A 23,726-nucleotide genomic window follows, 5' to 3' on the forward strand; every position below is an offset into this window, starting at 1 on the left:
CGAGTATTTCGCCGCCGGCCGCAGGTAATTTCATCAGCAATTGCGGATGGTCTCGCCGTGTCATCGTTGGATAACGCGCGCGCTTGCTGGCAATCGGCGCGGAAACATGCTCGATCTTACCAGCCGGCAAAGCGCTGATTTGGATAGCCGTCTCATTGCCGTATTTGCCGGCGACAACTGGTTCGGTTTTGAGGGGAAACCGCCATGTTTTTCAGCCTGATCGCGATTGCCGCCGTCATCGCCTTGTTCGTCATCGTCTCGCGCCAGCAGAACCGCATTGCGCTGGTCGAGCGCGAGCTGGGCGCGTTGCGCAGCCTGGTGCTTTCCGGCGCAGCACTGCCCGCACCCAAGCCGGATGCGATCGCCGAGGGCGTGTCGAAGGACGCGGGAGAAGCCGTGGCGATCGCCGCCGCGCCAGCGACTCAGGCGATCGCGTCCGAGCCGGAGGCGGCAACGGCCGCCGAAGCCGAGATCGTAGCCGGACCCTGGAAAAAAGGCGAGGCGGCAGCGGCAGGCGCCGCTGAGCCCGGCAAAGCCGAGCCGGTGCCGGAACTTTCAGCCGAGGCCAAAGCGGCGTTCACCCGATCCGAGGCCGCCGAGAAAGCCGCAAGCCGGTCCGACGTCGAAACGGCGCTGGGCACGCGCTGGGCGGTCTGGGTCGGCGGCATCGCGCTGGCGCTGGGCGGCCTGTTCCTGATCCGTTACACCATCGAAGCCGGCATTTTCGGTCCCGGCGTGCGGCTCACTATGGCCGCTATCCTCGGCCTTGTGCTGATTGCCGGCGCCGAATTCATCCGCCGCACCGGCTTCAAGGTGCCGGTCCAGGGCGCCGCCGGCGCCTATATCCCGGCGATCCTGACTGGGGCCGGCGCTTTCATCCTGTTCGGCACTGTCTATGCCGCGCATGGCATCTACGGCTTCATCGGCCCGGCGCTAGCGTTTGGTCTGCTCGGAGCCATAGGCGTGGCGGCCATTGCCGCGTCCCTCGTGCATGGCTTGGCGCTAGCCGGCATCGGCCTTGTCGGCGCCATGGTCACGCCGGCGCTGGTTTCCTCCGAGGCGCCAAACCCATGGGCGCTGTTCGTCTATCTGGCCATAGTACTTGCCGCGACGGCCGCCGTCGCGCGCATCCGCGACTGGAAGGTGCTGGTCGCGGTGGCTTTCGCCGGCTGCGGCATCTGGACTATCCTTTACATGAGCGATGCGCCGGCCGCGAACCTCGCCGCCATCCTGTTCATCAGCCTGGCCACGCTCGCCGTGCTGGCCTTCCTCTGGCTCGCCGGACGCGACGATGCCGAGCCCGGTTTCGACTGGCCCTCGATCGTACCTGGTCTTTTCATTGCGTTGTGCGCGCTTGGCCTGTCGGTCGATCCGGTCTTTGCCCCGGCAGGCGATGGCTTGCACGGCGCGGTGCTGCTGGTTGCGCTGGTCGCCGTTGCGCTCTACCGGCCGCGCGCAATGCCCGTAGTCTTCGCTGCCGGCCTGGCAACGGCGATGATCTATCTCGGCATCATCCCGCCCACCACCGTCGGTGCCGATGCGCTGGATGTCGGCCTCGACGCCCACTCGCTGGCTTCGCCCGGCGCGCTGACGTTCCGCATCGGCATCGTGCTCGCCTTGGTCTTCCTTGCGGCCGGCTTCTGGGCGGCGCGCCGTTTTGTTGTCCTTGCCCCGATGCGCGCGGCCTGCTGGACGGCCTGGGGCGTGGTCGTGCCGCTGGTTGTGCTGACGGCGCTGTGGCTCACCTTCGGCGATATCGACCGCGACCTCGGCTATGCGCTGCCGGCACTGCTCCTGCTGCTCGCATTCGCGGCCGGCGGCGAATGGATTGCGCGCGGCGAAGAACCGCCGCTCGGCGGCGGGCCGGCCGTGTCCTTCGCGCTTGCCGGCGCCGGCCTTGCCGGCCTCCTGATGCTGCACATGGCCTTCGGCTCCGGCTGGACCACCGTGCTGCTCGGCGCCGCGGCCGTCGTCCCGGCGCTGGCGACGCGTTGGCGCTCCTATCCGATACTAGGCTGGATCGCGGTGGGTGCCGCTGTCGCCGTGATCGGCCGCGTCGCCTTCGACCCGACCATTGTCGGCGCGGCGGCGCTGTCGAAAACGCCGGTGTTCAACTGGCTGCTGCTGGGTTACGGCGTGCCGGCGCTGGCCTTCGGCTTCGCCGGCTGGCAACTCGCCCGCACCACCGACGGCAGGCCGCGCCTCGCCATGGAGGCGGCATCGGCGCTGTTCGCGCTGCTCACCATTGCCATGCTGGTGCGTCACGCCATGCATGGCGGCGTCATCGATACCGGCACGGTGACGCTTGCCGAACAGGCGATCTACACGCTGATCGCGCTCGGCGCCGGCGCCATCCTGGTCGCCCTCGACAGGCGCTCACCGAGCTCGGTGCTGCGCTATGGCTCAATGGCGGCCGGTGTCGCCTCGGCCGGCTTCATCGCCGTCCAGCATTTCGTGGTGCTGAACCCGCTGCTGACGGATGAATCGACCGGCACGATCCCGGTCTTCAACCTTCTGTTCCTGGCCTATCTGCTGCCGGCGATTGCCGCCGGCGCGCTGGCGCTCTATGTCCGCGACAAGCGCCCGAAATGGTATGCCGCGATGCTGGCGCTGGTCGCCGCGCTGCTTGCCTTCGCCTATGCCACGCTGTCGGTGCGCCGCCTGTTCAAGGGCGAGTTCATCGCGCTGTGGAGCGGGCTTGGCCAACTGGAGACCTACACCTATTCGGCGCTCTGGCTGGTCATCGGCGTCGCATTGCTCACCGCCGGCGTCTGGCTGAAATCGCAGGTGCTGCGCATCGCCTCGGCCGCGCTGATCGCCACCGCGGTGCTGAAAGTCTTCCTCTTCGACATGTCGGAGCTGGAAGGCGTGCTGCGCGCGCTCTCCTTCATCGGCCTCGGCGCCGTGCTGATCGGCATCGGTCTGTTCTACCAGCGGCTGCTGACGCGGGCGGCGAGGGAAAAAGTCGAAACCCCGCAGGAAACAACTGGATAGCCGGGAATAAATCCCCATCGGCTGGCGTTATCTCATCGCTTGGGCAACCGGAGCGGATGCGCCGCTTCGCGCTGACTGCTTGCGCCGCGCCGGCAACGCGCGTTTTATCGGGACGGAAAGCGACCTCGAAACAAGCGGTCATGGACGACAAGAAGGCAGCGATCCTGAGCGAAATACCGCGGTTGCGGCGCTACGCGCGCTCGCTGTTGCGCGACCGCGATTCCGCCGACGACCTTGTCCAGGACTGTCTGGAACGGGCGCTGATGCGGCTCGACAACTGGCAGACGGGAGAAAGCCCCCGGAGGTGGCTGTTTACGATTATGCATCACTTGTTCATCGACCAGATGCGCAAGGTCAACCGGCGCGGCGAGGCGGCGATCCTGCCTCTCGAAGCCGGTGAAGCCCAAGCCGCACCCGCCGATCAGGTCGAGACCATCGCCTCGCGCGAGATCATGGATGCCTTGCAGGCGATCAGCCCCGATCGCCGCGCGGCATTGGTGATGGTCGCCATCGAGGGCTTTTCCTACGCCGAGGCCGCCAACATTCTTGGCGTGCCGGCCGGCACGCTGATGTCGCGCATCGCGCGCGGCCGCGAGGAACTGCGTGGATTGCTCGACGATTCGGCGCGCCGACGCTCGATCAGGATTGTTGAGAAATGACCCGCCGCGATTTCTCCGAACGCGATATCCACATGGCCCTCGACGGCGAATTGCCGGGCGAGGAACGCATGGCCTACGACGCCTGGCTGGAAGCCAATGCCGAGATGAAGGCCAAGGCCGCGCGCTACACCGCCGATCGGGCAGCGCTTCGCTCGGCCTTTGCCGGCGTGCTGGACGAGCCCGTGCCGGCCAGGCTGCGCCAAGCGCTCCTCGGCGAGACGTCGGTCAAGGCAACTGCCTGGCGCTCGCGCTGGTGGCTGTCGGCCGCCGCTGCCGTGGTGTTGGCGGTCGGCGGGTTGAGCGGCTATGTCGCCGGCATCGACGGCATCGGCAAAACGGATAATGACGACGACCAGATCGCCGAGCAGGCGATCGCCGCCCATGTCATCTATGCCGCGGAGAAGCGCCACGCTGTCGAAGTGCCGGCAAGCGACAAGGATCATCTGCAGACCTGGCTGTCGAACCGCGTGGGGCTGAAGCTGGTGGCGCCGGATCTGGCGTCCGAGGGCTTTGAACTTGTCGGCGGCCGGCTGCTGCCGGCGGGCAGCCAGGGCAAGGCGGCGATGCTGCTCTACGAAGACGCCAAGGGCGAGCGTATCTCGCTCTTCGTCACCGCCGAATCTGCCGAGACAGCGAAGGGCACCTATATGGCCGAGACCGGCGGACCGGAGGCGGTCTACTGGCTCGACAAGGGCTATGCCTGCGCCGTCGTCGGCTCGCTGCCGCCCGAGCGCCTGTCGGCGGTCGCCAAGAGCGCATACGGCCAGCTTCTGGCCGGCATATCGAGCTGAACCGGCTGCGCTTTTTGCGCTGCCGGCTTCGCCTCGAAACCGCAATCCTGTTCAAACATTTCACGCTTTCTCGCCGTGGCGGAACCTGTCACAATTCGGCCCTATTCAAGGAGCGATAGCGCTTGATGGGATAGTGGTGTTTCGGTCGCTATCCGCTTTTGACCGGGGCCGTTTTCCGCAAATCCAATCGAGGTTCTCCCAAGCCCGCATGCCTGCCGAGATCCGCAAGGCCCGCGCGTCAGACGTCGATGACCTCGCCGCCATCGAGAAGGCTGTTTTCACCAGCGATCGCCTGTCGCGCCGTTCCTTTCGTCAGTTGATCGAGCGCGAGACGGCCAAGATGCTGGTGGCCGAAAACGACGGCCGCGTCGCCGGCTACGCGGTGGTGCTGTTTCGCAAGGGCAGCGGCGTGGCGCGGCTCTATTCCATCGCAGTCAGTCCGTTCTTCGGCCGGCTTGGCATCGGTCGCCAATTGCTGGACGCCGCCGAGGAGGCGGCTTTCGAGCACGACCGGCTGCTGCTGCGTCTCGAAGTGCGCGAGGACAATGACCGCGCCATCCGCATCTATGAACAGGCCGGCTATCGCAAGATCGGTCGCGAGCCCGACTACTACGAGGATGGCGCCACCGCGCTGCGCTACGAAAAGACGCTGCGCGGCGACACGCCGACGGCGACCGAGGTGCCGTTCTACCAGCAGACCTGCGAGTTCACCTGCGGCCCGTGCTGCCTTATGATGGCGATGGCCAATTTCGATTCTGGCTTCGTCCCCGATCCGGTGATGGAAATCCGCCTGTGGCGCGAGGCGACCACCGTCTTCATGATGTCGGGCCCAGGCGGCTGCGAACCTTTCGGCCTTGCCGTCGCCGGCTACGAGAGCGGGCTCGGGGCGGAGATCTTCGTTTCCTTCTACGGCGCGCTGTTCCTGCAATCGGTCAGGAGCGAGGACAAGCGCAGGGTGATGGAACTCGCCCAGGTCGATTTCCGCCGCCGCGCCGAGCTCTACGGCATCCCCGTCAACTATCGCCCCTTCGGCATCGACGACATCCGCTCAGCCTTGGGTGAGGGCAAGCTGGTCGTGGTACTGGTCAGCGGCTTCCTGATGTTCGGCAAGAAAGTGCCGCATTGGGTGCTGGCCATCGGCGACGACGGCGACCATATCCTGATCCACGACCCATGGGTCGAGGATGAGAGGCAGGAAACAATTCTCGATGCCGCGAACATTCCAGTGCCCTACGACATTTTCATGAATATGGCGCAGTTCGGCCGCGACGGGTTGCGGGCCGCCATCACTCTGGGAAAACGCTGAGACAATGACCTGGGTTATCCTCACGGGCAGGCAGAACGACATCGATCAGGTGGCCACGCCCCACAAGATCATCACCAACCGCGACTATCTCGCCCATCCGGCGCTATTCAGCGGCCAGCGGCCGAAGGTGATCAACCTGTCGAACAATTACGGCTATCAGAGCCGGGGCTACTATGCCTCGCTGCTTGCCGGCTCGCGCGGCCACAGGGTGATCCCCACGGTCGAGACGATGATCGACCTGTCGGAGCGCAAGCTCTACGAGCATGCGCTGCCCGAGCTCGAGCTCGCCCTGAACAAGTGCCGCAAGGATCTAGGCGGTGTTTTCCCGGGGAAGGTCGCCATCTTCTTCGGCATCGGCCCCTCGAAGGTCTGGGATCGTTTCGCCAGGCTGCTCTTCGACTGGTTCCGGGCGCCGGCGCTCGAGGTCCACATCAAGGACAGCGCCGAATGGGCTTCGATCCGCAAGATCGGTTTCCTGCCGCTGGCGCGCATGAGCGAGGAAGAAGAAAAATTCTTCCTGCAGTGCCTCGACACCTACACAAACCGCGAATGGCGCGACACCAAGGGCCGCACGCCGGCGCGCTATACCTTCGCGACGCTGGTCGATCCGCATGAGGAATTGCCGCCCTCGGAAATCTCATCCCTGCGCTACTGGGCAAGGATCGCCGAGAAGATGGGCGTCGAGGTCGAGCCGATCACCAGGAAGGATCTGGCCAAGCTCGCCAATTACGACGCGCTGTTCATCCGCGAAACGACCTCGATCTCCAACCACACCTACCGCTTCGCGCGCCGCGCCCAGCAGGAAGGCATGCCGGTGATCGACGACCCGCTGTCGATGATCCGCTGCACCAACAAGGTCTATCTGAACGAGCTGATGACCTACAACAAGGTGCCGGTGCCGCCGACGGTGATGATCGCCGGCACCTCCGACTTCGAGCTGGCGGCGCAGACGCTGGGCTTCCCGCTGGTGCTGAAGATCCCGGATTCCTCCTTCTCGCGCGGCGTCAAGAAATGCGAGAGCCTGGCCGAGCTGACCAAGCTCGCGACCGAGTGGCTGGAGGATTCCGATCTTCTGATCGCTCAGAAATTCATCCCCACCGAATATGACTGGCGTGTCGGCGTGCTGGGCGGCCAGCCGCTGTTTGCCGTGCACTATCTGATGGCGAAAAAGCACTGGCAGATCGTCAACCACAAGGCCAACGGCAAGCCGGACCAGGGCGGCATAAAGACCTTCACGCTGAAGCAGACGCCGCCGCATGTCGTCGAGACGGCGGTCAAGGCAGCCAAGTGCATCGGCGACGGTCTTTACGGCGTCGACCTCAAGGAGACCAAGGATGGCGTTTTCGTCATCGAGGTCAACGACAACCCCAATCTCGACCATGGCTGGGAGGATTCCGGCGAGAAGGACGAGCTGTGGGTGCGGCTGACGCAGTGGTTCCTGAATCGCCTGGAGCGGCCGGACAAGTAGCGGGCGGATAGGGGAACTGGAGAACTGGGGAATTGAGGAACTGAAGAATTGAGGAAGGATATGAGGATGTGAGGATGTGAGGATGTGAGAATGGATGGCTCCCCTAGCCGCTCCATTCTCCAGTTCTTCAGTTCCTCAATTCCTCAATTCCCCAATTCCCCAATTCCACAGTTCCCAAACCGAGGGAACAGAATGCTGTTTTTCGTAATCGAGGATTACCGTGGCTGCGATCGTAAGGAGATCTACCGACGCTTTAACGACAAGGGGCGATTGAAGCCCGACGAACTCGTCGTCCATCATAGCTGGATCGCCGGTGACATGAGCCGCTGCTTCCTTCTGGTCGAGACCGATGACGTCACGATCCTGCAGCGCTGGGCGATCGAGTGGAACGACCTGGTCGAGTTCGAGATCGTCCCGGTGGCGACCAACAAGGACATGGTCGCGGCGCTGGCCAGGCATCTTTGAAGAAATTCATGGCGCGTAGGGTCGGTGCTCCGCCTTAAATGACCGCCATCGCATCGACCTCAATCAGGTAGCCTGGGGACATTACGGCTACCCCGATTATCACATTCGCCGGTTTGTGATCTCCAAACACCGAAATCTGCGCGTCTTCGAGAATCGGAAGGTGTTTATCGCGGTCATAGTCCACGATGTAGATCGTGATCTTGCAGACTTGGTCCGGCCGTGCGCCTGCCGCCCTGAGCGCTCGGCCGAGATTGCCGAATGCAAGGCGGGCTTGCGCCGCAAAATCTCCCTGCCCGACCAGCTTGCCGTGTATGTCTTCGGGCTGCTGACCTGAGATGAAGACCAGCTTGGATCCCGTCGCGACGACAACCTGCGTGTACATCTCCGGAACCGGCAGATCGTCTGGGTTGATGAGCTCAAGCGACATAAAAATCTCCTGCTTGTTCGACTGAAATAGACCTTTGTGGTCGCCGCGCTGGCGATCACCGGTCTTGTCAGGCACCGAGCGCCGGCGACCTGATTGCGCTCCGGCATTCCTCGATCAGCCATTCGCGGAAGGCCGCCACAACGTCGCGTCTTGCGCTGCGTTCGGGGATAGTCAGGCAATAGGGTTGGCGCAGCACCACGGATCGGGCCACGGGCCGGACCAGCCTGCCATCCTCGAGTGTCTGCGCGCAATAGATGCCTTGCGCCAGCGCCACGCCCAGACCTGAAACGGCGAGATCTAGCGCTGCCCGCGACGAGTTGGCCGACAGGCCGCGCTGCGCCGTCCGGCCTGGCTCGGTGCCCGCCGCTTCGAACCAGTTGCGCCAGGACGGGAAGGACGCGCCGGTCGGACCCCAGTCGGTGTGGATCAGTGGCAGGCCAACGAGCGGTTCGCTTCCAGGCTTGATCTTCCCGGCGAGCTTCGGAGCGCAGACCGGATAGACGGCGTCCCGAACGATCTCCTCGGTCGGATGTTCGCGATAATGCGGACCGTAGGAGAGCCGGATGTCGATCAGCTCGCGGTCGAACGGCACCGGATCGTCGTCGCCCCTGAGCGAAATGTCGGCGGCGCCGTGGCCGGCGACGAAGCCGGCGAGCCGCTCGGAAAGCCAGCCCATCGCCATGGAGGGCGGCACCGAGATGACGAGGCGCGGGCGGAAGGCGTCGCCGCCGACATCGCGTGCGACGCTGCCGATCTCCTGGAAGGCCATGGTGAGCCTGGGCAGCATCTCGACACCGGCCTCGGTCAGCACCACGCGCCGGTTGACGCGGTGGAACAGCTTGCGGTCGAGCTGCTCCTCGACGGTGCGGATGAGCTGGCTCACCGCCGCCGCCGACACCGACAGCTCGTCCGCCGCCGCGGCAAAGCTGCCGGTGCGCGCGGCAGCCTCGAAGGCTTGAAGTCCGCGTAAGGAGGGAAGGGCGGCCATGTGATGCCAATAGATAAGTTCAGCTTATCTATTTTGCAGAAATACTCGTTTTCCGAAAGGTTTATTTTCGCAGTACGGTCGCGCCATGAGCACAATCGATCACGCCGAATCCGTCGACCACCGCCAAATCATCGCCTCGCTGACCAATGAGCAGCGCAGCCGACTGACCGGCAAGTCCGATGCGCCGGGCCTCATCCAGTTCGGCCTGGATTTCGGCGCGATCATCTTTCTCGGCGCGCTGATTGCGGCCAAAGTGCCTTACTGGCCGGTGCTGATGCTGCCGCAGGGCATCCTCATCGTCTTCCTGTTCACGCTGCTGCATGAGACGGTGCACCGGACCGCCTTCGAAACCCAGTGGCTGAACGATGCCGTCGCGCGGCTTTGTAGCCTGGCGATCGCGCTGCCGGCGGACTGGTTCCGCTATTTCCACTTTGCCCATCACCGCTTCACCCAGGACCCTGACAACGATCCGGAGCTCGCCTTCCCAAAGCCGGAGACGGTGCGGCAATACATCGTCCATGTCTCCGGCCTGCCGGTTTGGCGCGGGCATTTCTTAACGCTCTACACTAACGCGATGGGGCGCTGCCGCGACAGCTACGTGCCGCCAAAGGGACTGCCGAAAGTAAAGGCCGAGGCGCGCGCGATGATCGCTTTCTATCTGGTCTTGCTGGCGCTCGCCGTCTGGTTCAAGGCGACGGTGCTGCTCACCGTCTGGATCGTGCCGGCGCTGCTCGGCCAGCCCTTCCTACGGCTTTATCTGCTCGCCGAGCACGGCCGCTGCCCCTTCGTCGCGAACATGCTGGAAAACACCCGCACGACGCTGACCAACTGGTTCGTGCGCAAGCTCGCCTGGAACATGCCCTACCACGCCGAGCATCACGCCTATCCCGGTGTGCCGTTCCATCAACTGCCTGAGTTCCACAAGCTGGTCGAGCGCCATCTCAAAGTGGTCGAGCCCGGCTATGTCAGCTTCCACGAGAAGTACATCGAGACGCTTCACTGACCGGCGACGTCAGGCCGACTGGCGCAGCAGCGCCTGCGAATGCAGCAGCCGGGTGACGTCCGCCGCTTTTGCCGGCATGCCGATCAGATAGCCCTGCGCCTCGCCGCAGCCGGCCTTGCGCAGCATGTCGAGCTGCGCCTCGGTCTCTACGCCTTCAGCGGTGACGGTGATGCCGAGTTCGACGCCGAGCCCGATCACCGTGCGCACGATCGCCGCCGTGTCGCGCCTGTCGAGATCGTGGATGAAGGAGCGGTCGATCTTGATCTTGTCGACCGGGAAGCGTCGCAGATAGCCGAGCGAGGAATAGCCGGTACCGAAATCGTCGAGCGCGATGCGCACGCCGAGCCCGCGCAACTGGCTGAGCGTCTTCAGCACAGTGTCGCTTTCATCCATCATCACCGTCTCGGTGATTTCCAGCTCCAGCCGGGCGGCAGGCAGGCCGGAATGAGCCAGCGCCGAGATCACGCTGCGCGCGAAGCCGCCGCTCTTGACCTGCGCCGCCGAGACGTTGACGGCGATGCGGATGTCCCGGGGCCAGCCCGCCGCGGCGCTGCAGGCCTTGCGCAAAGCCCAGTCGCCGAGTTGCACGATCAGCCCCGTCTCTTCGGCCACGGGAATGAAGTTCTCCGGCGACACCAGGCCGCGCGCCGGCGAGCGCCAGCGCATCAAGGCCTCGGCGCCGACGACCTCGCCCGAGGCGATGTCGAGGATCGGCTGGAAGTCGAGCTCGAACTCGCGTTTCGACAGGGCGACATCGAGGTCGGCCTCCAGCGCGCGGCGCTCGCGTGCCGTCGCATCCATGTCCGGCTCGAAGAAGCGGTAGACATTGCGCCCTTCGCTCTTGCCCCGGTAGAGCGCAAGGTCGGCATTGGTGAGCAGCGTGTCGGCATCCGCGCCGTCGCCGGGATAGAGCGCGATGCCCAGACTGACGCCGACATGCATCTCGCGGCCCTTGTCGCGATAGGGCTTGCCGACCACCTCAACGATGCGTTTGGCGAGCTTTTCGGCATCGGCCGTGCATTTTATGTCGAACTGCGCGATGGCGAATTCGTCGCCGCCGAAGCGCGCCACGACATCGTTTTCGCTGCGCAGACAGAGCTGCAAACGCTCGGCCACGCATTTCAACAGCCAGTCTCCGGCCGGATGCCCAAACGTATCGTTCACGGCCTTGAAGCGGTCGAGGTCGACCGAGAAGATCGCCATCGGCGCGACCCTTGGTCCAGTCAGAGCCTGGTCGAGACGCTCGCGGAACATCGAGCGGTTGGGCAGGTTGGTCAGCGTGTCGTGATGCGCAAGATGCGTCATGCGCTCTTCGGTGCGCCGGCGCTCCGTGACGTCCTCGAAGGTCGCCACCCAGCCGCCGCCGGCAAGCGGCTGGCGCGAAACGAAAAGCGTGCGGCCGTCGATCAGTTCGCGATGGCTCGATCGGGATTGGCCGGCTTCCAGCGTCGCCTTGGTCTTTGCCACCTCTGCATCGATATCGATGGGCACGAAGATGCCAAGGCGGACCAGCGTCTCCAGCATCTGGCGATGCGTCATGCCAAGCGCGAAATCCGACGCCTTGCCGTTGCACAGGTCGAGAAAGCGCTGGTTGCGCACGATCAGCCGGCCTTCGGAGCTGTACATCAACAGGCCTTGCGACATGTTGGCTAAAGCCGCGTCGAACAGCCTGTGCTGTTCCTTCAGCTCCACCTCGGCGCGCCGCTGCGCGGTCTCGTCTTCATAGATCGAAACCCAGCCGCCGACAGCCAGTGGCCGGTGCGAAATGACGATGACGCGGCCGTCCGACAAAGTCTCCTCATAGGTCGAGGGTCTTGCGCCATCAATGTATGGCTTGCGGATGGCGTAGAGTTCCTCCGCACTTTGCGAGGCGATTTGAATATCGACGCTGTGCTGAAGGATATCGAAGAAGCGTATACCCGGCTTCACGACCTTGGCGTCGAGGCAGAAGATATCGAGATAGTTGCGGTTGCAGATGATCATGCGCTCGTCGGCGTCGAACATGCACAGCCCATGCGACATGTTCTCTACCGCGGCGGAAAACCGCTCGTTCTGGGCGCGCAATTCTTCGGCTATGAGGCGCGCGGGACCGGTGCCGGAAGCTTTTCGCCTGCCGGCAGCCGAACCAGCCTTGAGATGAGAGACGGGCATGAGCGCGCCTGCCGACCGTGACCGAACGCGATACTGTCACGGTCGCAGGTTAATTTAGCGTTCTTTTACAACAAACTATTCACGGCCAGAAACGACTTGCGCTTGCTTTCGAGCGTCTTGAACCGCCTGAGGAACGCCGCTTGCGCCCAGGTTACCGAGCGCGGCGTGAAGTCGAAGCGGTCGGCGGAAAAGCCGCGCGGGCGGCCGAAATACTCGGTCGCCTCCGCCGCCGAGAAGCCGGCGAGCAGCGTCGCCTCGTAATAGGCGGCGATCTGGTCGGCACGCTTGATGTCCTTGCGAAGGGCGGCGGCGAGCTCGGCCGGTAGCGAGAAGCGCAGATGGATGGCGCGCTGCAGTCTGAGTTCGCAATCCTTGTAGGAACCGCCCATCACCGATTTGAACGGCGAGATCATGTCGCCGATGACATATTCCGGCGCGTCGTGCAGCAGCGCCGCTAGGCGCGCCTCGGCCGAAGCTTGGGGCGCCAGTTCGCCATAGAGCGCCTCGACCAGCAGCGAATGCTGCGCGACGGAAAAGGCATGGTCGCCGCTGGTCTGGCCGTTCCAGCGGGCGACGCGGGCAAGCCCGTGCGCGATGTCGGCGATCTCGATGTCGAGCGGCGAGGGGTCGAGCAGATCGAGCCGCCGTCCCGACAGCATGCGTTGCCAGGCGCGCGGCGGCGCCCCGGCGCGGTCGGCCGCCATCAGGCCTCCTCCGCGCTGACCGCGTCCTGCGGGAAGGAGAACTTCGCCCAGGCCGGAATGGCGAGAGTCACCGGAACTCCGTTCGCCAAGATTGCCTCGCCGGCATCGAGCGCCGCCTTGACGCGGTCGATGCGGGCGATGGCGAGGCCGGTCCTGCCATTGACCGAGCCCAGTGTGCCGACCGGCCGTCCGGCGACGGTCAACTCGGTTCCCGGAGCGGGCAGGGGGCCATCGGCCGAAACGATCAGCACGCGCCGCCTCGCGGTGCCGCGATGTTGCATGCGCGAGACCACTTCCTGGCCGATATAGCAGCCCTTCTTGAAGCCGACGCCGCCCGTCTCGTCGAGCAGCACGTCATGCGGGAAGGCGTCGCCATGCTGGTAATCGGAACCGCTTTCGGCAATGCCATTGGCGATGCGCAGAGCCAACCAGCTATCAGTGTCACTCCCGACCTTTGCCGCAATGTCATAAGAACGCTTGACCGCGATATCGCGAAAGCGCAGGTCGGCAAGCGCGGTTGAATCAGGAAGTGAAGCGCTTGAATCATCATCCCATGCGATGGTGACAAGCACCTGATCCTGCTTGGCAATCTCCGCCTTTGCCCTTAGTCGGTAAAGCATCAGCCGGCGCACGAAATCGTCGGCGATGTCGGCCCGGCATTCGAGCTGAAAACCATTCTCGCCGGCGCGGGAAATGAGGAAATCGAACAGGATCTTGCCCTGCGGCGAAAGCAGCGCGCCGGGTTTGGCCTCGCCCTGCCCGAGCGCGTCGAGATCGGTGGTGAGGATGTTCTGCAAAAAATGCTCGGCATCCGGGCCGGAGACGGAAATGAGCGCGCGGTCGTCGAGCTGGGCAAAGGGCATGGGCGGCCTGATCTTGCAAAATGGTCGGTCATTACGTAAGCCGGCCACACTCCCCCCGCAAGAGATTGGACCTGCCCATGGCAACCACCTTCGACCTCATCCTGACAGGCGGCACGGTGGTCAACCATGACGGCGAGGGTTTTCGCGACATTGGCGTCAGGGGAGCCCGCGTTGCGGCCATCGGCGATCTCGGCCAGGCTTCGGCCGGCGAGACCATCGACTGCAAGGGCCTGCACATCCTGCCGGGCGTGGTCGACAGCCAGGTGCATTTCCGCGAGCCGGGGCTGGAGCATAAGGAAGACCTGGAGACGGGCTCGCGCGCCGCGGTGCTGGGCGGCGTCACCGCCGTCTTCGAAATGCCCAACACCAACCCGCTGACCACCAGCGAGGCCGCGCTTGCCGATAAGGTGCGGCGCGCCACCGGACGCATGCATTGCGACTTCGCCTTCTGGGTCGGCGGCACGCGCGACAATGCCGGCGATGTCGGCGAGTTGGAACGCCTGCCAGGCGCGGCCGGCATCAAGGTTTTCATGGGCTCTTCGACGGGCGACCTGCTGGTCGAGGACGACGAGGGCGTCGCCTCGATCCTGCGCAACACCCGCCGCCGCTCGGCTTTCCATTCGGAAGACGAGTTCCGCCTGCGCGAGCGGCTTGGCGAACGCGTCGAGGGCGATCCGTCGTCACACCCGGTCTGGCGCGACGAGATCGCGGCACTGCGCTGCACCGAACGCCTTGTGCGCATCGCCAGGCAGACCCGCGCGCGCATCCATGTCCTGCACATCTCGACAGCCGAGGAGATCACCTTCCTCGAGCAGCACAAGGATGTCGCCACCTGCGAGGCGACGCCGCACCATCTGACGCTGACGGCCGACGACTATGCGAGGCTCGGTACGCTGATCCAGATGAACCCGCCGGTGCGCGCCCCGCGCCACCGCGACGGCGTGTGGCACGGCATCTCGCAAGGCATCGTCGATGTGCTCGGCTCCGACCACGCGCCGCACACGCTGGCCGAGAAGGCAAAACCCTATCCAGCCTCGCCGTCGGGCATGACCGGCGTGCAGACGCTGGTGCCGATCATGCTCGACCATGTGAATGCCGGCCGGCTGACGCTGCAGCGCTTCGTCGACCTGTCCAGCCATGGCCCGCAGCGCATCTTCGGCATGGCCAGGAAAGGCCGCATCGCCGCCGGCTACGACGCCGATTTCACGATCGTCGACATGAAGCGCCGCGAGACCATCACCAACGCCCAGGCCGGCTCCAAGGCCGGCTGGACGCCCTATGACGGCAAGCCAGTCACCGGATGGCCGGTCGGCACCATCGTGCGCGGCACGCGCGTCATGTGGGAAGGCGAGATCGTCACGCCCGGACAGGGCAGGGCAGTGGAGTTTTCCGAGGCGCTGCCGGTCTAATCCCCAGCCACAAAAAACAGCCACTGCCCCGTCGGCGTGATGCCGACGCGGTAGAAGATGTAGGCGCCGAACTGCTTCATATCGTCGTAGTCGCTGGCGGTCACCAGCTTGAACAGCTCGACGCGCTGCCTGGCGTCGAGCTTGTCGAGCGGCAGCGCGAAGAAATACGGCCAGACGTAAAGCTCCTGCGGCGTGCCGGTATCGACATGGACGTAGCCGGCCGACAGCACTTCTTCCAGGATGGCGAGGATTTCCTGGCCGTCGCCGTCGCCGGAGAGACCTTTCAGGAAGGTGATCGGGTCGCCGTCGATGTCGCCGAGCGACAATTGGGTCATGGCATCGCCGGTGCCGATCAGCGCCCGGAGCTTTTCGATATCACCGGTCTTGCAGGCCTCGATGAGCAGCCCATGCATGCGCTTGACCGGCTCGGGCAGCGTGTTGAGGTCGTAGACGACGGGCGGCGGCGGCACGTCCGGATCGGCGCGCGGGCTGGTGATGCCGCCATTGGGCGGCGCATCGGGCTCGCTCTTGTCGGTGTCGTCGGCCGGCTGGTCCGATGGCCTGCTGCCGGGCGCCTTCGGCATCGGCACGGTTGCTCCCGGCGCGGTCGTGGCGGGAGGGGTGGCCGGCGAGGGCAGGTCCTGCCGCTGGATCTCGCTCAATGCGTAGCTGGGCGTGCTGACAAGACACAGAGGCAACGCAAGGCAGCAGGCGGCGGTCAAGATGTTGAGGGCCAGCCCGCGTGGCCGGCCTGACATCGAAAATTTCACCGCTTGCCTCTCAATCGTTATCGGGCCCGGCGCTTCGAACGGTTCAAGCGCACCGGCATGATGCCCAAATGGCGGGCCTTCGTCAAAAGATAGCTATCGAAACAGGTGGTAGAGCAATTCCAGGACAAGTATGAGCGGTTTTCCGTCCGGAATTGCGTAAAAACAAAGAGATAGGGCGTTTCACCGTTTCCGTGAAACGCACTAGTGCTTCAGCCGCTCCGGCTCGAAGGCGCCGGCGATCACCTTTTCCCGCATCCGGTCGAGGAGCGCGAGCGCCGAAGTCTCGCCATTGGCGCGCAGCATCTCGCCGAAAGCGGTTTCAAGCGCTGCCTCGGCGATGATTTCCGGTTCGATGCCGGCGGACAGGCCTTCGGCCCAGGCTTCGCTGTGGCTTTCCACGGCGGTCAGGCGCTTTTCTTCCCTGACCAACGCGTCGATGTCGCTGACACCATGTTCCATTGCGATTTCCACCTTTTGTCAGCTTCGATCCGGGGAGGATGGATCGGGCTCGACCTGTCAGTTCCGTCCGCAGTCTCGATTAAGTTATTGTAAATACGACATTTTTAGGGTCAATACCTACGAAGTGAGTGAGACTGCTCTCAATTGGTTTCGAGCTTAGACCATTAGACCGGCTTGCGGCATCAAAACCTTCAGTTTGAGTTAATTCCACAATTGCGTGCTAACGTTTCATTAATACTGTTGCGTAAGTGCAACACATGATTGCACCATAGCGGGACAAGAGACAATAAGGCACGTCACACAGGCACCGATTATCGCCAGAAAATAGTCGTAGATGCCGAGACTGCCGGAGTCCGGCGTCAATTGCCGTAGCGGGAGGCGATGTCGCGCGACAGCGTTTCGCCTTCCCGCATATAGCGGGCAATGGCTTCCGTCGCCGAAGGCGTGCATTGCGTGTAGGTGCCGCTGAAGGAACGATAGCCGCGATTGAACGAAGCGATGAAGCGGGCGCGCCGCTCGGGATCGGGGTTCTCCGATTCGAGCAGCTTTTCCATCTCGCCCCGCCACTGGTCGCCCTTTTCGCCGCAGAGGTTGCGCAGGAAATGCAGCGACCCCAGCACTTCGGCGAGCCGCATCAAACCGGGCTCGAACGGCGCCTCGGCGGTGAGCGCCGGGCGCGCCGAAACAGCGATGCTGATGGCAAGGAACGCAGCAAGGACTGGGTAGGCGCGGTTCATGGGGGCTTTGTGACCAAACATTCTGTTGCCCGCAAGGCGATTCTTGCGGGCGCTTAGCCAGGCCCCAGCAATTCCTCCGCCACCGAAAACACGTCGCCGGCAAGCGGCATGTCGGCCATATCCGCCAGCGTGTAGAAAGCGGCCGTCTCGGCGTCGTCGCTGGCCACCGGCTCGCCGCCGGCATAGGCGGCGCCGAACACCGTCAGCAGATAGTCGACAGCGTGGTTCTCGCCACTGCCGTCGATATGGATGTCGCGCAGGGGGCGGTATCCCGTCGCTTCGAGCCCGGTTTCTTCCAGCAATTCCCGGGCGGCAGCCTGTTCCAACGTTTCGCCCGGTTCGACCTTGCCGCCGGGATAGGCATAAAGGCCTTGCGACGGCGCCCGCGCCCGCTTGACCAGAAGCACCGTCTTGCCGCGCACGACGGCGACGGAAACGGCGGGGACGATCTTGCGCGGTTCCATGGACGGATGTTTCCTGCAGCCTGTTGTGGACCGATCGGCCCGATCAAGCTTTAGCCGTTGCGGTGCCGCGCTTCCATCGCCACTTTCACCGGGCGACAACCGAAGAGCCCGATCCATGTGCGGACGCTTTGCCCTGACCGCCACGCCGGACCAGACCGCCGCCTTCCTCGGCTTGGCCGAGCTGGAGGAATTCCCAGCCCGCTACAACATCGCGCCGACGCAGCCGGTGCTGATGGCGCTTGCCGGTCCGCCACGCGAGCCGGGCTCCAATCTGCCCGACCGCCAGGCGATGTTGCTGCGCTGGGGGCTGATCCCGGCCTGGGTCAAGGACACGCGGGAATTTCCGCTGCTGATCAACGCCCGCTCGGAAGGCGTGCTGGAAAAGGCCTCGTTCAAGACCGCCATGCGCCATCGCCGCGCGCTTGTACCGGCCTCCGGCTTCTACGAATGGCAGCAAGGTGGCGGCGGCAAAGCCCATCCTTACTGGATCCGGCCGCGGCGCGGCGGCATGGTCGCCTTCGCTGGCCTGATCGAGACTTTCTCCGAGCCGGGCGGCTCCGAGATGGACACCGGCGCCATCATCACGACACGGGCCAATACCGCCATCGCCCATATCCATGACCGCATGCCGGTGGTGATCGACGAGCGCGATTTCGCCCGCTGGCTGGATTGCCGCACGCAGGAGCCGCGCGATGTGCTCGATCTCTTGAAGCCGGCCGAGCCCGATTTCTTCGAGGCGATCCCGGTTTCCGACCTCGTCAACAAAGTCGCCAACACCGGGCCGGAGATTCAGGAACGCGGCATAGTCGAGCCGCAAGCCGAAAAGCCCAGGCGCCAGAGACCCGGCGCGGACGACAACCAGATGAGCTTGTTCTAGCGAAGGCTGCTAGCCTCGAAAGGCTGCTTAGGGGCCGTCATCTCCAGGGCGCTCACAGGCGCCCTCATCGCCGGCGTCCCCATTGGGGACCGGTGCCGGCCGTGCTCTGTCAGGCAGCGCGCGGCGAAACGATCTTCTGCGCCGGCTTCTTCTTCTTCGCGGTGTGAAGAAGGGCAGCGACGATGGCCGCCGGGCCGATCGCGCGGTAGTGGTTGGCCAGTGCGGGCTGCGTTTGTCGGGCCTGTTCTTGTTTGCTTCGTGACATCTTTCTCTTCCCTGGTAACGGTTTCGTGTTCAGCGTTTGCCGGTCGATTCGGACCAAATCGTGACGTGGTGGCGGTCTAGCCGGCGAATGTTTCATCACTGTGCCGACATGTTTAATAAAATGTTTCGTCCCGTCTTTACCTGTGATCCAGCGACATCTTTCCTGACGTGAGCGACTTGACGGCAACACCGTCGAAGGCGATAAAGCCGCCCATGAAAACGTCTTTCGCCATTTGTGGCATCTGCATTATTGGCTAGCCTCGCGCTGGTCCGGACGTTTTCGCCTCATCTTTCCCCAGATCGGAAAAAACGCCCCGGCCAGCAGGCTGGAGCCTGATTTGCGCCTTCGGCGCGGACCCGGTTCCAGTGAACCCAAACCAAGGACCGGGACCGCATGTCTGACGCATCGAAGGGCCTCAGCCTCTACAACACGCTGACGCGGGCGAAGGAACCGTTCGTTCCGATCGATCCGTTGAATGTGCGCATGTATGTCTGCGGCCCGACCGTCTACGACTTTGCCCATATCGGCAATGCGCGTCCGGCGATCGTCTTCGACGTGCTTTTCCGTCTGTTGCGCCAAGTGTACGGGCAAACGCATGTCACGTATGTGCGCAACATCACGGATGTCGACGACAAGATAAACGCGCGCGCGCTGCGTGACTTCGGCGACGACATCGCGGCCGGAAAACTGTCGCTCAACGACGCCATCCGCAAGGTCACCGAAAAGACCGCCGACCAGTACCACCGGGATGTCGCCGCCCTCGGCTGCCTCGAGCCGACCTACGAGCCGCGCGCCACCGAGTTCGTCGCGCCCCGCGCCGACGGCAAGGCCGACATGCTGACGCTGATTGCGCAATTGATCGCGCGCCGCCACGCCTATGTCGCCGGCGGCGAGGTGCTGTTCGACACCGCCTCGATGCCCGACTATGGCGAATTGTCGAAGCGCAATCTCGACGAACAGCAGGCCGGCGCCCGCATCGCCGTCGACGCGCACAAGAAGAACCCCGGCGACTTCGTGCTGTGGAAACTGTCCTCGCCCGAGGAACCCGGCTGGGAAAGCCCTTGGGGCAGGGGCCGTCCCGGCTGGCATATCGAATGCTCGGCCATGTCTGCCGCCTATCTCGGCGAGGTCTTCGACATCCATGGCGGCGGCCTCGACCTGATCTTCCCGCACCACGAGAACGAGATCGCCCAGTCGCGCTGCGCTCACGGCACCAAGGTGATGGCCAACATCTGGATGCACAACGGCTTCCTGCAGGTCGAGGGCCAGAAGATGTCGAAGAGCCTCGGCAATTTCTACTCGATCCACGAACTGCTGGAGACGAAGACCTTTGGCGGCCGCACCTGGCCGGGCGAGGTGCTCAGGCTGGCAATGCTGATGACGCATTACCGCGAGCCGATCGATTTCTCCGTGCGCAAGCTGGAGGAAGCGGAAAACACCCTGCGCAAATGGAAGCGCGCCGCCGACCTTGCGCCCGCGGCGGCGAAGGAACCGCCGGCCGAAGTGGTGGAGGCGCTGTCCGACGACCTCGCCACCTACACGGCGTTCCAACGCCTGACGCAGCTCGCCGGCGAAGCGGGCGAGTTCGGTGGTGCCGGCGAGAATGCACCTGCCGCGTCACTGAAGGCGGCGCTCGCGTTCCTTGGCTTCGACGTCGGCGCGACGGCCGTGGACGAGGAAGCGGTTGGCAAGGCGATCGCGGATCGGCTTGCGCTGATCGCGGCCAAGAACTGGGCCGAGGCGGATCGGGTTCGCGATGAGTTGCTGGCGCAGGGCGTGCAGTTGAAAGACGGGAAGGACGCGGTCACGGGTGAGCGCGTGACGACCTGGGAGATAAAGCGGTGAGGCTGGATGCTCTCATGATGGAGAGGTTTGAGCGAGGCCCCCCTCTCTGTCCTGCCGGACATCTCCCCCTCAAGGGGGGAGATTGGATGCCACGCGGGCTTTCGCCAATCGCCGACGTTGAAGATTGGGCGCCGTCGGCGAAGCTGCTGATCTCCCCCCTTGAGGGGGAGATGCCCGGCAGGGCAGAGAGGGGGGCCTCGCGATGACCCATCATCGTGTATCTCCGGCCAATCGCGGCAATGCGCGCAAGATGCGCAAAGCGATGACCGATGCCGAGCTGAAACTTTGGAATGAGGTGCGTGCTGATAGGCTGATGGGAATGGCGTTCAGGCGTCAGATGCCGATAGCGGGCTACATCGTCGATTTTGCCTGCCCCAGCAAGAAGTTGATCGTCGAACTGGACGGATCGCAACATGCTTCGCCTGAGATATCGGCGTCTGACGCCGCGCGAACTGCGCAGCTTGAAGCGCTAGGCTGGACCATCCTGCGCTTCTGGAACGACGACGTCATCCGCGATATCGACAATGTCTGCCAGCACATCGTCATCGTGGCCGGGCTGGCCGATGCGCCACCACTGGAGGAGCTTGTCCCATGATCGACCATCTCGGCATCAACGTCGCCGACTTCGAAGCCTCGAAAGCTTTCTACGACAAGGTGATGGCGCCGCTCGGCGCCTCGCTGCTCTATATGGTGCCGGAAGAATACACCGGCGGCGCCAAGGTCGGCGGTTATGGCCGCGACCGGCCGGTGTTCTGGCTGCAGGCGAGCACCGAGGAGCCGAGGACCCAACAGCATGTCGCCTTCACCGCGCGCAGCCGCGCCGAGGTCGACGCTTTTCATGCCGCAGCCCTTGCCGCCGGCGGCAAAGACAATGGCGGGCCGGGCCTGCGCCCGCACTACCACCCCAACTATTACGGCGCCTTCGTCTTCGATCCCGACGGCAACAATGTCGAGGCGGTCTGCCATGACCCTGAGTGAACACATGATCCGGAGCGCGCCATGAGCCTAGACAACCGGCCGATTTATACCGGCGGCTGCCAGTGCGGCGCCGTGCGCTTTCGCGTCGAGGGCACGCTCGGCGATGCCTCGATCTGCCATTGCCGCATGTGCCAGAAGGCGAGCGGCAATTTCTATCTGCCGCTGGTTTCGGTGCGTGGCGCCAGGCTGGACTGGACGCGAGGCGAGCCGAAGCGCTTCCGCTCCTCCAGCGCGGCTTGGCGCGGCTTCTGCGCCGAATGCGGCACGCCGCTGACCTTTGAAGCGCCGGACGGCATGGCGCTGGCCATTGCCGCTTTCGACGATCCGACCGGCATCGCCCCGACTGTGCAATGGGGCACGGAAGCAAAACTGCCATACGTCGATTCCATTCCGCGATTGCCGGGCGAGGACACGATGGCCGATGTCGGCTCGGCGCCTTATCTGGCCGAGCTCGTCTCCTATCAGCATCCAGATCACGACACTGAACAATGGCCGCCGGAGAAATGACCATGACCGAAGACATAAGGACCGGCGGCTGCCAGTGCGGCGCTGTGCGCTTTCGCGTGCACGGCAAGCTCGGGCGCCCCTCGATCTGCCATTGCCGCATGTGCCAGAAACAGTTCGGCTCCTTCTTCGGCGCGCTGGTGACGGTGCCGAAGGACGGCGTCGAATGGACCCATGAGGAGCCGAGCTATTTCCAGTCCTCGGTCAACATCGATCGCGGCTTCTGTGCCCGTTGCGGCACGCCGTTGACCTACCGACAGCCGGGGTCGCTCGAGATCGCCATCGGCGCTTTCGACGACCGCTCGGACCTTGCGCCGCAGATACAGGTCAACTACGCGGTGCGGCTGCCCTGGGTGGAGAAGATTTTCGTGGCGCCGGTCCATGACGACCCCGACTATTACCGTAAGCAGGAGCAGATCATCTCCTTCCAGCATCCCGATCACGAGACGGCCAACTGGCCGCAACAGGGCCTGAAACTATGACTGTCCACAGCACTTCCTTGCGCACGCTCTATCCCGAGATCGAGCCTTTCGAGTCGGGCACGCTCGATGTCGGTGACGGCCACACCATCTACTGGGAACGCTCCGGCACCAGGGGCGCCAAGCCGGCGGTCTTCCTGCATGGCGGCCCGGGCGGCACCATCTCACCGAAACACCGGCGGCTGTTCGACCCGAAGCTTTACGACGTCATCCTGTTCGACCAGCGCGGCTGCGGCAAGTCCACTCCCAACGCCTCGCTCGAGGCCAACACCACCTGGCACCTCGTCGCCGATATCGAGCGGCTGCGCGAGATGGCGGGCTTCGAAAAGTGGCTGGTCTTCGGCGGCTCCTGGGGCTCGACCCTGGCGCTCGCCTATGCCGAGACGCATCCCGAACGCGTCAGCGAACTGGTCGTGCGCGGCATCTACACGCTGACCCGCGCCGAGCTCGAATGGTACTATCAGTTCGGCGTCTCCGAGATGTTCCCCGACAAGTGGGAGCGGTTCCTGGCGCCGATCCCCGAGGCCGAGCGCGGCGACATGATGGCCGCCTATCGCAAGCGGCTGGTCGGCTCCGACCGCAAGGCGCAGCTCGAGGCGGCGCTCGCCTGGAGCTTGTGGGAAGGCGAGACGATCACGCTGCTGCCGGAACCCGAGACCAGCACGCCCTTCGGCCAGGACGACTATGCCGTCGCTTTCGCCCGCATCGAAAACCATTATTTCGTCCATGCCGGTTGGCTGGAGGAGGGGCAACTGCTGCGCGATGCTTGGAAGCTGAAGGACATCCCCGGCACCATCGTTCACGGCCGCTACGACATGCCGTGCCCGGCGCACTACGCCTGGGCGCTGCACAAGGCCTGGCCGAAGGCGGATTTCCACCTGATCGAAGGCGCCGGGCACGCCTATTCGGAGCCTGGGATTCTCGATCAGTTGATCCGGGCAACGGACAGGTTCGCGGGTAAATGACCATGCAGGTTCGTGCTCTACGGCGCCCCCCTCTGTCCTGCCGGACATCTCCCCCACAAGGGGGGAGATTGGCAGCTTCGGCCCTGCCGCTTCTCCTGCAACGCTGGAGATTGGCGAAAGCGGAAGCGCGGTCTGATCTCCCCCCTTGTGGGGTA

25 protein-coding genes are annotated in these 23,726 nt (G+C 64.2%); 15 read left to right on the forward strand and 10 right to left on the reverse strand.

What is annotated here, in order from left to right; all coding sequences use genetic code 11:
• The first annotated feature begins 204 nt into the window (after positions 1-204).
• The 6 genes from FJ988_RS28220 (at position 205) to FJ988_RS28245 (ending at position 7,683) form a co-directional block, all read left to right on the forward strand.
• Positions 205-2,994, forward strand: a complete 2,790-nt coding sequence (locus tag FJ988_RS28220) for a DUF2339 domain-containing protein (RefSeq protein WP_140822213.1) — start codon at positions 205-207, stop codon at positions 2,992-2,994.
• A 140-nt stretch (positions 2,995-3,134) separates the two neighbouring features.
• Positions 3,135-3,653 carry an RNA polymerase sigma factor gene (locus tag FJ988_RS28225; protein WP_140822215.1) on the forward strand — a complete coding sequence of 173 codons (519 nt, stop codon included), beginning with the start codon at positions 3,135-3,137 and terminating at the stop codon, positions 3,651-3,653.
• Positions 3,650-4,444 carry an anti-sigma factor gene (locus FJ988_RS28230; protein WP_140822217.1) on the forward strand — a complete coding sequence of 265 codons (795 nt, stop codon included), beginning with the start codon at positions 3,650-3,652 and terminating at the stop codon, positions 4,442-4,444. The genes FJ988_RS28225 and FJ988_RS28230 overlap by 4 nt, the downstream gene beginning before the upstream one ends.
• 208 nt (positions 4,445-4,652) lie before the next feature.
• A complete protein-coding gene (locus tag FJ988_RS28235; protein WP_140822219.1) occupies positions 4,653-5,750 on the forward strand; it encodes a GNAT family N-acetyltransferase/peptidase C39 family protein in 1,098 nt (365 codons plus the stop codon).
• Positions 5,751-5,754: 4 nt separating this feature from the next.
• Positions 5,755-7,218 (forward strand): RimK family protein, encoded by a 1,464-nt coding sequence (locus tag FJ988_RS28240; RefSeq protein ID WP_140822221.1) that lies wholly within the window; start codon positions 5,755-5,757, stop codon positions 7,216-7,218.
• Between the two features lie 192 nt (positions 7,219-7,410).
• Entirely contained in the window at positions 7,411-7,683 is a 273-nt protein-coding gene (locus FJ988_RS28245) for a DUF3303 domain-containing protein (RefSeq protein ID WP_140822223.1), read from the forward strand.
• A 34-nt stretch (positions 7,684-7,717) separates the two neighbouring features.
• On the opposite strand, the gene FJ988_RS28250 is transcribed toward FJ988_RS28245, so the two are convergent.
• Positions 7,718-8,185 (reverse strand): RidA family protein, encoded by a 468-nt coding sequence (locus FJ988_RS28250; protein WP_246688682.1) that lies wholly within the window; start codon positions 8,183-8,185, stop codon positions 7,718-7,720.
• Positions 8,178-9,098 carry a LysR substrate-binding domain-containing protein gene (locus FJ988_RS28255; RefSeq protein ID WP_140822225.1) on the reverse strand — a complete coding sequence of 307 codons (921 nt, stop codon included), beginning with the start codon at positions 9,096-9,098 and terminating at the stop codon, positions 8,178-8,180. Before FJ988_RS28255 ends, FJ988_RS28250 begins: the two co-directional genes overlap by 8 nt.
• Before the next feature lie 85 nt (positions 9,099-9,183).
• Between FJ988_RS28255 and FJ988_RS28260 the strand changes: the two genes are divergently transcribed.
• Positions 9,184-10,101: a fatty acid desaturase family protein gene (locus FJ988_RS28260; protein ID WP_140822227.1), complete on the forward strand. Its 918-nt coding sequence runs from the start codon at positions 9,184-9,186 to the stop codon at positions 10,099-10,101.
• A gap of 9 nt (positions 10,102-10,110) precedes the next feature.
• Here the strand turns inward: FJ988_RS28260 and FJ988_RS28265 are convergent, their stop codons facing one another.
• From FJ988_RS28265 to FJ988_RS28275, 3 genes are all read right to left on the reverse strand, one after another.
• The gene (locus tag FJ988_RS28265; RefSeq protein WP_140822229.1) at positions 10,111-12,252 is read right to left on the reverse strand and encodes a bifunctional diguanylate cyclase/phosphodiesterase; all 2,142 of its coding nucleotides are present in this window, start codon (positions 12,250-12,252) and stop codon (positions 10,111-10,113) included.
• 65 nt (positions 12,253-12,317) lie between these two features.
• On the reverse strand, positions 12,318-12,956 hold the full coding sequence (locus tag FJ988_RS28270) for a YfbR-like 5'-deoxynucleotidase (protein ID WP_140822231.1): 639 nt from the start codon (positions 12,954-12,956) through the stop codon (positions 12,318-12,320).
• The gene (locus FJ988_RS28275; RefSeq protein ID WP_140822233.1) at positions 12,956-13,819 is read right to left on the reverse strand and encodes a folate-binding protein YgfZ; all 864 of its coding nucleotides are present in this window, start codon (positions 13,817-13,819) and stop codon (positions 12,956-12,958) included. Before FJ988_RS28275 ends, FJ988_RS28270 begins: the two co-directional genes overlap by 1 nt.
• Before the next feature lie 77 nt (positions 13,820-13,896).
• Here FJ988_RS28275 and FJ988_RS28280 point away from each other — a divergent pair, with 77 nt between their 5' ends.
• Positions 13,897-15,228, forward strand: a complete 1,332-nt coding sequence (locus FJ988_RS28280) for a dihydroorotase (protein WP_140822235.1) — start codon at positions 13,897-13,899, stop codon at positions 15,226-15,228.
• Here the strand turns inward: FJ988_RS28280 and FJ988_RS28285 are convergent.
• The 4 genes from FJ988_RS28285 to FJ988_RS28300 form a co-directional block, all read right to left on the reverse strand.
• Positions 15,225-15,998 carry a hypothetical protein gene (locus FJ988_RS28285; protein ID WP_181183702.1) on the reverse strand — a complete coding sequence of 258 codons (774 nt, stop codon included), beginning with the start codon at positions 15,996-15,998 and terminating at the stop codon, positions 15,225-15,227. The genes FJ988_RS28280 and FJ988_RS28285 overlap by 4 nt on opposite strands.
• Before the next feature lie 201 nt (positions 15,999-16,199).
• Positions 16,200-16,457 carry a hypothetical protein gene (locus FJ988_RS28290; RefSeq protein ID WP_040984202.1) on the reverse strand — a complete coding sequence of 86 codons (258 nt, stop codon included), beginning with the start codon at positions 16,455-16,457 and terminating at the stop codon, positions 16,200-16,202.
• 359 nt (positions 16,458-16,816) lie between these two features.
• Positions 16,817-17,194: a TIGR02301 family protein gene (locus FJ988_RS28295; protein WP_140822239.1), complete on the reverse strand. Its 378-nt coding sequence runs from the start codon at positions 17,192-17,194 to the stop codon at positions 16,817-16,819.
• 53 nt (positions 17,195-17,247) lie between these two features.
• Positions 17,248-17,658: an NUDIX hydrolase gene (locus FJ988_RS28300; protein WP_140822241.1), complete on the reverse strand. Its 411-nt coding sequence runs from the start codon at positions 17,656-17,658 to the stop codon at positions 17,248-17,250.
• Positions 17,659-17,773: 115 nt separating this feature from the next.
• On the opposite strand from FJ988_RS28300, the gene FJ988_RS28305 reads away from it, so the two are divergent.
• Positions 17,774-18,535 (forward strand): SOS response-associated peptidase, encoded by a 762-nt coding sequence (locus FJ988_RS28305; RefSeq protein ID WP_140822243.1) that lies wholly within the window; start codon positions 17,774-17,776, stop codon positions 18,533-18,535.
• A 109-nt stretch (positions 18,536-18,644) separates the two neighbouring features.
• Here FJ988_RS28305 and FJ988_RS28310 read toward each other — a convergent pair whose 3' ends face one another.
• Complete coding sequence (locus tag FJ988_RS28310) at positions 18,645-18,800, reverse strand: hypothetical protein (RefSeq protein ID WP_140822245.1); 156 nt, start codon at positions 18,798-18,800, stop codon at positions 18,645-18,647.
• A 393-nt stretch (positions 18,801-19,193) separates the two neighbouring features.
• Between FJ988_RS28310 and cysS the strand changes: the two genes are divergently transcribed.
• The 6 genes from cysS (at position 19,194) to pip (ending at position 23,571) form a co-directional block, all read left to right on the forward strand.
• On the forward strand, positions 19,194-20,645 hold the full coding sequence (gene cysS, locus FJ988_RS28315; RefSeq protein ID WP_140822247.1) for a cysteine--tRNA ligase: 1,452 nt from the start codon (positions 19,194-19,196) through the stop codon (positions 20,643-20,645).
• Positions 20,646-20,847: 202 nt separating this feature from the next.
• Positions 20,848-21,240 carry an endonuclease domain-containing protein gene (locus tag FJ988_RS28325; RefSeq protein WP_140822249.1) on the forward strand — a complete coding sequence of 131 codons (393 nt, stop codon included), beginning with the start codon at positions 20,848-20,850 and terminating at the stop codon, positions 21,238-21,240.
• Positions 21,237-21,623 (forward strand): VOC family protein, encoded by a 387-nt coding sequence (locus FJ988_RS28330; RefSeq protein WP_140822251.1) that lies wholly within the window; start codon positions 21,237-21,239, stop codon positions 21,621-21,623. Before FJ988_RS28325 ends, FJ988_RS28330 begins: the two co-directional genes overlap by 4 nt.
• A 21-nt stretch (positions 21,624-21,644) precedes the next feature.
• The gene (locus FJ988_RS28335) at positions 21,645-22,130 is read left to right on the forward strand and encodes a GFA family protein (RefSeq protein ID WP_140822253.1); all 486 of its coding nucleotides are present in this window, start codon (positions 21,645-21,647) and stop codon (positions 22,128-22,130) included.
• 2 nt (positions 22,131-22,132) lie between these two features.
• Entirely contained in the window at positions 22,133-22,609 is a 477-nt protein-coding gene (locus tag FJ988_RS28340) for a GFA family protein (RefSeq protein ID WP_140822255.1), read from the forward strand.
• Complete coding sequence (pip, locus tag FJ988_RS28345; RefSeq protein ID WP_140822256.1) at positions 22,606-23,571, forward strand: prolyl aminopeptidase; 966 nt, start codon at positions 22,606-22,608, stop codon at positions 23,569-23,571. Before FJ988_RS28340 ends, pip begins: the two co-directional genes overlap by 4 nt.
• Positions 23,572-23,726 lie beyond the last annotated feature (155 nt).

It is taken from the genome of Mesorhizobium sp. CU3, assembly GCF_006442965.1.
Classification (GTDB): domain Bacteria; phylum Pseudomonadota; class Alphaproteobacteria; order Rhizobiales; family Rhizobiaceae; genus Mesorhizobium.